We start from the raw sequence: 8,028 nt of genomic DNA on the forward strand, positions 1-8,028 counted from the left end.
GACTGGTCGGCAAAGCGACAGCACGAGGTGAATCATCACTCGAGTCCAGAAAACGTATCGAAACCATTGTCAGGCTCCTAAAGCAAGCAGGTTTGCTCGCGATCTGGATTACTTTCTTCCTGATAATTCTGAGAGAGATTGGTGTAGAAGTTGGGCCATTGCTTGCTAGTGCGGGGATTGTGGGGTTAGCAATTGGGTTTGGTGCTCAGAATCTGGTTCGTGATGTTATTTCAGGCTTTTTTATTATTTTGGAAAATCAGATCCGAGTGGGGGATGTAGCTGTCATTAATGGCACGGGTGGGCTGGTCGAAGCTATCAACTTCCGGACAACGGTGCTACGTGACTTGGCGGGGATCGTACATTTTTTCCCCAATGGCACCATCACGACGTTGAGTAATATGACGACAGAGTGGTCAGCGTATGTTTTTGACATTGGTGTTGCTTACAAAGAGAACACCGACGAGGTGACCAAAGTCATCCGAGAAGTTGCTGACAGTATGATGGCTGATGAGGATATGAAACACCTGATAATTGAACCACCAGAAATTTTTGGTGTGGATAAACTGGATAATTCAGCTGTCGTTATCAAAGGCAGAATTAAAACGTTACCGATTCAACAGTGGACGGTGGGACGGGAGTTTTTAAGACGTATCAAGCTGAGCTTTGACGAGAAAAATATCGAAATTCCATTCCCACACAGCACACTGTATTTTGGCGAGGATAGTAAACCTTTTGATGTGAAGCTAATGGAAGCGGCAGCCAATCAGTCCAAGGATACATAACCCCACTTTCCCTGATGTTTGACTGGCGCCAAGCCCTCCTGAAAAGACTGCCCCCATTTGAATTGAGGCTCTATAACGACGTGTCCGGTGTTATCCACAGATCCCACTTTACCCGCGTTTTCCACTCTGGCTAAGCCGTTTTTATATGACCAGGCATTGTCAAAGTGTGGTGGGATGATTGTTTTGCCTTGCTTATCAATATAACCATATTTGCCATCCAGCATAATCACGGCTTTTGCTTCACTGAAAGGCATGGCACGGTCGTATTTTGTATCACTGATGGGATGCCCATCAGAAGAAATAAACCACCATTTTTTGTTAGAACTCACCAAAGCGAGCTGCTCACTGAAAGAAAACACCGTCTCGAATTGAGGTGTGATATGCATTTGTCCTTTCGCGTTCAGATAGCCCCAACCATCTTTAGTTTTTACAGCGGCGAAACCCTCGCTATAGGGTTGTGACTCACGAAACTGTGTCTGAACAACCCACTTTCCCTGTGTATCGATAAATCCCCAAGAACCATATTGCTTCACAGTCGCTTTACCTTCGCTGAATGATTCTGCTTTATCAAAGCGTGGTGAGATAGACCAATTACCCTCTGTGTTGATATAGCCCCATTTATCATTTTCCAAAGCAGCCGCCAGGCCGTCGTTGAATGGGCTCAGCTTTTTATACAATGCGGGGATAATCATCTGACCCTGGGTGTTGATCATTCCCCAATGTTGATCAATACGGATGGGAGCAAGTCCCTCATGAAAGGCGGTAATCTCAGTCTGTTTTTGAGGAGGGAGAATAAATTCGCCCGCTTTATTAATCAGACCCACATGTGGGATGCCTTGTTTATTTTGGACCACGATCGCTGTGTCACCATAAAAAGGACTGACAGCATCAAACTCATATTGAATGGCCACTTTATTGGCGCTGGCAGGTGAGATAGAACTAAGCAGAAGTAGCATCGCCGCTGTGAGTAGAAACTGTTTCATCGTCGTCACCTTTGACTTGATTGTTAGATTCAGTCGCTGCCGCTTAACGTGAATTTCACGTGAACCTAATAACAATATAAATCAAAAGCTTATCTTCTTTCTGATAGGCTGTTAAATGAGTGAAAATTGCATGAGTAAAACGTGTCGACATGTGCTTCGAAGCACAGTGACAGCGGTCCTGGTCTCAATATGTCAGGCCTGTTCGCCAGTGACTGTATTGAATGCGCTTGTACCAGACAATGGCTATCAGAAACTAGCGGATAAAGCCTATGGTGATGAGAACAGGCAAAAATTAGACATTTATTTACCTGCCCACACGATATCAGATCATCCATTGAAGACTGTCGTCTTCTTTTATGGCGGTAGCTGGGATTCTGGCAGCAAAGCAGATTATAAGTTTGTTGCTGAGGCGCTCACCTCTGCCGGTTATATTGTCGTGATTCCTGACTATCGCTTATACCCAGAAGTCGTCTTTCCCGCGTTTGTGGATGATGGTGCCCGTGCTGTGACCTGGGTATTGGAGCATATTAATGAATATGGTGGAGAGGCGGGACATGTGATCCTCGCTGGGCATTCCGCCGGTGCGCATATCGCTGCATTACTCAGTCTGGATGCCACCTATTTAGCGAAATATCATCATCAGCCGACAGACGTCACAGCCATGATCGGCTTGGCAGGGCCTTATGACTTCTTACCATTGCAAAGTGACCGTCTAAAGCAGATATTTGGTCCGGAAAAACAACGTTGGCAAAGCCAACCTATTCATTTTGTGGAAGGAAATAATCCTCCGATGCTCTTGATGGTTGGCAATAAGGACCGCACGGTCTTACCTAAAAACAGTGTCAATCTGGCAACGAAAATTAAGCAGAAAAACGGTGCTGTTGAACTTGTTGAGTTTGACGATTTAAATCACGTTGCCATGGTGTCACATTTGGCTAAACCTCTGAGAGGCAGCGATGAATTGAGACAAACGATAATCGCGTTTATTAATCAGTTTTAGTGTCGGCTGGGATTAATGGTAAAAGTGTGAAGGCGGGGCAGATAGTGATTTTTAATCCCGAGTCTTTTTTATTATTCGCGTTAACGACATACAGGGGATAACTCTGTCCGGCTGTGAGACCGGCTTCGGGAAGCTCGAGTAAATACTGATTATCACTGACTTTTGTATTGTCCAGGGTGAACCACTTGTCTCCCGATTTCAGTGCCCACCCTCTAGGAGCTTCGCTCAGCTTACCTAACAAGCTCACCGTTTCAGTTTTCTGGATACAACCCGCTGGCTTAAGCGTCAGAGACGATAACTTGCTGGTAGTCAGTGGAACAAATTCTTTTACGTTAGGTTTAGTGACGGCTCGCACATCGGTCTGTGCATGACTTTCTGCTGCTAAGAGACTCACAAACACAAGAAAATAAGGCACTATCGTCGATAGTGCCTTAAGTGATGGCGTGAACATGCTAGGCAGAAATACCTTTAGAGGTGATGACAACCATTTTTTCCACTTGCATATCTTCCATGGTGTAAGGAATACCCCCCGTTCCCAAGCCTGAATGTTTCAAGCCGGCAAACGGCATCCAGTCGACACGAAACGCAGTGTGTTCATTGATCATCACAGCAGATGAGTCGAGTTTATCAGCCACATATATGGCTGCGTTTAATTCACGACTGTAGACCGAGGCCTGAAATGCAAAGGGTAGGCTGTTCGCCGCGGCCAACGCATCATCAACATCGCCAAATGGATACACATTTACCACCGGGCCGAAGACCTCCGACGTGGTCACTTTTGCATCAGCGGGTGGGTTAAATAACACGGTTGGTGCATAGCAGTTATCATCCAGTGCCTTGGCACCACACAGACATTCGGCACCGGCGTCGATCGCTTCTTTGACCCAGTTATCTATCCGGGTTAATTCACTTTTTTTGATGATAGGGCCGACTTCGGTATCAGCAGATACCGGGTCACCTACCTTGAGCTGTTTAGCCGCTGCTGCCAATTTTTCTGCCAGCTGTCTGGCTATAGAACGATGCGCATAGATTCGTTGTACTGATACACATACTTGTCCTGCATGATAAAAACTGCCTTTACTGAGACCGGGAACAGCCGCGTCAATATCAGCGTCTTCGGTCACAATAACCGGGGCGACACCACCGTGTTCCAGCGCACAACGTGTGCCTGGTGCGAGTTTAGAGCGTAAATACCAACCCACTTTGGCGCTGCCGATAAAACTCAGAAATGCCACACGGTCATCTGTGACCAGAGACTCGGTATCTTCGTGACTTTGTGTAAGTAACGCCTGGCACCAACCTTCCGGTAAACCGGCTTTGTGGAATATCTCCACTAAGCGAAAACAGGATAAAGGTGTTTTTTCAGCAGGTTTTACAATGACTGGACAACCCGTCGCAATCGCTGGACCCACCTGGTGGGCTATAAGGTTAAGTGGGTGGTTAAAGGCACTGATAGCAACCACCACACCAATTGGCTCTTTACGTATGGTTGTTAAACGATGTTGCGAAGCTGGGTTGATACCCATGGGAATAGTATGAGGGGCATCATTACGCAATCCATCGATGCAGGCTCGAATGCTATCAATACAGCGTGCCATTTCAACCTGCGAGTCGATAAGTGGTTTACCACCTTCTTCAGCGGCACCGATGGCTAGGCTCTCAGCATCCGCCTTCATGAGCTCAACGGCTTTTTCCAGAATAGCAATGCGTTTAACAACGGGGAGCCATTGTGAGCGATCTTTGTAAAGATCATGAGCCGTACTTAATGCCGTTTCAATATCCGCTTTATCTGCTTGTTCGACAGTACCGAGTAATTGTTCATTGAAGGGCGAGAAGACTTCGGCCCTGGAAGCATCCGTTTTGGATAAACCAGCGATCTTCAACGGAAAATGGGGCGTGGTCATTATATAAGCTCCTTATAAAATACAGATTTTTTGTTTCAGACCCTCACTGAGGATGGAATAGTTCAATGAATAATCAACAGCCAGATCAATCAGATGCACCCCTTTAGCATTGAGGGCGTAATCCAGCGTTTTAATGAACTCAGCATGACTGGTGGGTCTGTGGCCAAAAGCGCCATAACTGTCAGCATATTTCACAAAATCCGGGTTATTAAAATTGAGGCCATAATCGTCAAAGCCCATGCCTTCTTGTTTCCATTTGATCATGCCGTAGGCATTATCATTGAAAATCAGCACCACTAAATCTAAGCCTAATCTTACGGCTGTTTCCATTTCTTGTGAGTTCATCATAAAGCCGCCATCACCACAGACAGCCATGACTTTTTGATCCGGATTCAGCATTTTTGCCATCATTGCGGTGGGCAAGCCTGCGCCCATGGTGGCGAGGGCATTGTCGAGTAACAGAGAGTTGTAGTAATAGCTTGGATAATTGCGTGCAAACCAGATTTTATATACACCGTTATCCAGCGCGAGAATATCTTCCTCTCCCATCGCCTCTCGGATAATGCGAACAGCACTTTGCGGCAGAATAGGGAAGCGCTCATCGTCACTGTATTTAGACAGCCGCTCGTTGACTTCCTGTTTGACTCTGTAATAGTAAGAAAAGTCCCAGTGCGGTTGCACTTCAAGCCCGGCACGAAGGCGGTTAATCGAGGTAGCAATATCACCAACCACATCGAGCTGAGGGAAATAAACCGGATCAATCTCTGCTGCATGGAAATTAATGTGGATGACTTGAGCCCCGCCATCTTTCATAAAGAAAGGCGGCTTTTCTACTTCATCGTGACCCACATTGATAATGAGGTCAGCGCGCTCGATAGCACAATGTAGAAAGTCAGATTCAGATAAAGCGGCGGTACCCAGATAGCTGTCATGTCGCTCATCAATCACGCCTTTACCCAGTTGCGTGTTGAAAAAAGGAATACCGGTATGTTCGACAAATTTTGTCAGTGCGGCACTGGCACGTTTCCGGTTGGCGCCGGCACCAATCAGTAGCAGAGGCATTGACGCCTCTTCTATCATTTTCAATGCATGCTGAATCGTGCGGTTATCCGCATCGGGGCGACGGATAGTTTCCACCGTATAGATGCGCTGATGGGCTTCTTCTGCGGCAATGTCTTCTGGCAGTTCAATGTGAACCGCGCCTGGTCTTTCTTCAACGGCAATCCGGAAAGCTTCTCGAACAGTTGCAGCGATGGTGCTGCCATGCACGACTTGTTTAGTGAACTTGGTAATAGGACGCATCATATTTACGACGTCCACAATCTGAAACAGGGCTTGTTTACTCTCTTTAATGGGTTTCTGACCGGTAATGATCAACATAGGCATGCCACCTAGTTGTGCGTAGGCGGCCGGGGTGACCAGATTGGTGGCTCCGGGCCCGAGAGTGGATAAACAGACACCAGGTTTGCCTGTTAATCGTCCGTAGTTGGCGGCCATAAAGCCCGCCCCTTGTTCATGACGGGTAATAATCAGCCTGATAGAGGAATGTTTTAAAGAATCAAGAAAATCCAGATTTTCTTCGCCGGGGATGCCGAAGATATATTCGACCCCTTCGTTTTTGAGTGCTTTGACGAGTAGGTCTGATGTTTTCATGATGCGTCCTTATCCGTTGGTTTCAGGGGGCCGATCTGTGTTCTGTTGTATTCGATTATATAGTGATAATTCAGTCTACGGCTATGGGGTAATGATGCCAATTTCAACCCGACGATTCATAGCGCGCCCTTGCGATGTCAGATTTGAGCGAATGGGTCTGGTATCTGCATACGCTTCCACTCTAAACTGTTCGGGAGTCAACGCGCTATTACGCAGCAGTGCGTGTACGACTGATGTCGCTCTGGCGGCAGATAACTCCCAGTTTGACCGATAATTCAGGTTACTGAGTGGCACATTGTCTGTATGTCCTGCGACTACAAATGTCGTATTCAGTTCCGTGAGTACATCAGAAATGTGAGCCAGAACTGGCAATATGCCTTGTTTTAGCGTTGCCTGTCCAGAAGGAAAAGACGCATTTTCATTAATACGAATAATGACTCTGTCTTCAATGGTTTCAAGACTCAGCTGCCCTGCTGTGATCGCTTTAACAAATTTTTTCTGCAGTGTAGCCATCAGACTATTCAATTTTGCCCGTTGGTACAAATTGGCATCATGAATTTTTATGGCGTGCTCGTCATTGACACTTTCCTGGAAAATCTTTGAGATGGGCGAGGGTGTATCAGTAGGAGCAGGGGAAAAGGTTTGTTTAATGATGCTGGTGGCTTTGATGATCTGATCTGGCGTTTCTTTTTTGACGCCAAAGGCATTTTCCATGGAGCGTACGACAACTTTATATTTCAGCGCATCTATTTCGGCCATGCTCAGCAGTAATACAAAGAAGCAAAGCAATAGCGTCATCAAGTCTGCGAAAGTAGCTAGATACCGAGGTATGCCACCGCTTTGTTTTTTCATATTAGGTCGATACTGATTCTGGTTGTTCAATTCTGTTCGCTTTGGGTCACCGACTCATTCAGGAAAACACTATCTTTGAATTATCATTTGATGTGTAGATATTGCTATGCTAATCAATCGTATACACGTTAATATGTGGTATTAATGCATCTGTTGCAAGCATTGTAGGGAAAGCTTGTGTCGTATCAATGCAGTAGCACAGCGAATGCGTATTGTTTTTGTGCATAATTTGCGAGAGCTATCTTCATAAAAGAGGTTATATTTCAGTTGGTTAAGATGATAGTCGTTTATGCATATTAGCAGTTACACAAAAATGGCATTCTATAGCATATTGGCTGTACTGGCTGTGATCTGCATCTCAGTCGCGACGTTTATCAGTCAAGGTGTCACCGAAAACTACAAATCTCAGCTATACGCCAATACTCAGGAATTACTCTCCGAATATAACAACCGTATCAGTTCCGAGTTACAGGGGCATATACAACTTGTTCGAGGCCTTCCCAGCCTATTTGCTGTGAACCAGGAGCTGTCGCAAGCACAGTTTGCTTCAGCAGTGAGTTATCTGGTCAATGACGATCTGGAGATTCGGAATATCGCAGCGGCACCAGATATGGTGATTTCATACATCTATCCGATAAAGGGTAATGAAGATGCGTTAGGGCTGAACTACCGTGAAGAACCTGAGCAGTTTGAAGCAGCTGACCGAGCAAGGCGAACACGTGAACTGGTGTTGGCCGGTCCACTAGAATTAAAACAAGGTGGTACAGGCCTGATTACCCGTGTGCCTGTTTTTTTACAGAATGATAAAACAGGTGAGGAATATTTCTGGGGACTGATTTCTGCTGTCATTGATA

The 8,028-nt window shown here is 46.0% G+C and carries 8 protein-coding genes; 3 read left to right on the forward strand and 5 right to left on the reverse strand.

The window, feature by feature from the left end:
* A partial coding sequence (locus B4K20_RS14130; protein WP_289283384.1) for a mechanosensitive ion channel family protein occupies nucleotides 1-782 on the forward strand: 782 nt, incomplete at its 5' end.
* On the opposite strand, the gene B4K20_RS14135 is transcribed toward B4K20_RS14130, so the two are convergent.
* Complete coding sequence (locus B4K20_RS14135; protein WP_289283385.1) at nucleotides 764-1,765, reverse strand: WG repeat-containing protein; 1,002 nt, start codon at nucleotides 1,763-1,765, stop codon at nucleotides 764-766. The two genes, B4K20_RS14130 and B4K20_RS14135, sit on opposite strands and share 19 nt — an antisense overlap.
* 115 nt (nucleotides 1,766-1,880) lie before the next feature.
* Between B4K20_RS14135 and B4K20_RS14140 the strand changes: the two genes are divergently transcribed.
* Nucleotides 1,881-2,765, forward strand: coding sequence for an alpha/beta hydrolase (locus B4K20_RS14140; RefSeq protein WP_289283386.1), 885 nt, complete (start codon nucleotides 1,881-1,883; stop codon nucleotides 2,763-2,765).
* On the opposite strand, the gene B4K20_RS14145 is transcribed toward B4K20_RS14140, so the two are convergent.
* From B4K20_RS14145 to B4K20_RS14160, 4 genes are all read right to left on the reverse strand, one after another.
* Entirely contained in the window at nucleotides 2,752-3,216 is a 465-nt protein-coding gene (locus B4K20_RS14145) for a hypothetical protein (protein WP_289283387.1), read from the reverse strand. The two genes, B4K20_RS14140 and B4K20_RS14145, sit on opposite strands and share 14 nt — an antisense overlap.
* 1 nt (nucleotide 3,217) lies before the next feature.
* Complete coding sequence (locus B4K20_RS14150) at nucleotides 3,218-4,669, reverse strand: aldehyde dehydrogenase family protein (RefSeq protein ID WP_289283388.1); 1,452 nt, start codon at nucleotides 4,667-4,669, stop codon at nucleotides 3,218-3,220.
* Nucleotides 4,670-4,681: 12 nt separating this feature from the next.
* The gene (locus B4K20_RS14155) at nucleotides 4,682-6,322 is read right to left on the reverse strand and encodes an acetolactate synthase large subunit (protein ID WP_289283389.1); all 1,641 of its coding nucleotides are present in this window, start codon (nucleotides 6,320-6,322) and stop codon (nucleotides 4,682-4,684) included.
* A gap of 81 nt (nucleotides 6,323-6,403) precedes the next feature.
* Nucleotides 6,404-7,174 carry a flagellar motor protein MotB gene (locus tag B4K20_RS14160; RefSeq protein ID WP_289283390.1) on the reverse strand — a complete coding sequence of 257 codons (771 nt, stop codon included), beginning with the start codon at nucleotides 7,172-7,174 and terminating at the stop codon, nucleotides 6,404-6,406.
* Nucleotides 7,175-7,463: 289 nt separating this feature from the next.
* Between B4K20_RS14160 and B4K20_RS14165 the strand changes: the two genes are divergently transcribed.
* Nucleotides 7,464-8,028, forward strand: a 565-nt coding sequence (locus B4K20_RS14165; protein ID WP_289283391.1) for a CHASE domain-containing protein, incomplete at its 3' end; no start/stop codon positions are given.

The sequence above is a fragment of the Methylophaga sp. UBA5088 genome, assembly GCF_002414625.1.
GTDB classification, from domain to species: domain Bacteria; phylum Pseudomonadota; class Gammaproteobacteria; order Nitrosococcales; family Methylophagaceae; genus Methylophaga; species Methylophaga marina.